The organism is Leifsonia sp. HAY1-4F (assembly GCF_056755275.1).
Genome location: NZ_JBNDHX010000211.1, coordinates 1 through 449, shown reverse-complemented (window position 1 = coordinate 449; position 449 = coordinate 1). Strand labels below are relative to the sequence as shown.

At 63.9% G+C, this 449-nt stretch carries 1 protein-coding gene; it reads left to right on the top strand.

Going from position 1 to position 449, the window contains the following annotated elements:
* Positions 1 to 137: 137 nt before the first annotated feature.
* The coding region (locus ACPYOG_RS19245; protein ID WP_481295739.1) for a hypothetical protein at positions 138 to 449 on the top strand (312 nt) is incomplete at its 3' end.

Genomic DNA, 449 nt, shown 5'->3' with positions numbered 1-449 from the left:
GTTCGAGGAGGCGGAACCGGATCCGGAACCGGAGCCGTCCGGGGAGAACGGCCGGAATCATCCCTCCGACCGATGATTCGTTCAGTTCCGTAGTGTTCACTTCTAATGCATCCCTGTCCCTTTCCCCTGGAGCTGCCGTGCCCCGCATCCGAACCGCTGGAGTCATCGCGACGACGTCCGCCCTCGCCCTGGCCTTGTCCGGGTGCTCCGTGGTGACAGCTTTCGCACCGCATGTGGAGTCGGAGATCTGGGACACCGCGAAGGACATGAAGGCCGCGAATACGGCCGTCGTCGGCTCCCCGAAGTTCGTTCCGGACGACGCGACCCTCATCCGTCTCGACTACGACACGGAGGACGGTTCGGCCATCATGACCTACACGTCGAAGGCGCTGCTCGTTCCGAACGTGTGCAAGACGCAGGTGGCGACGCCGAAGCCCACCATCCAGGAC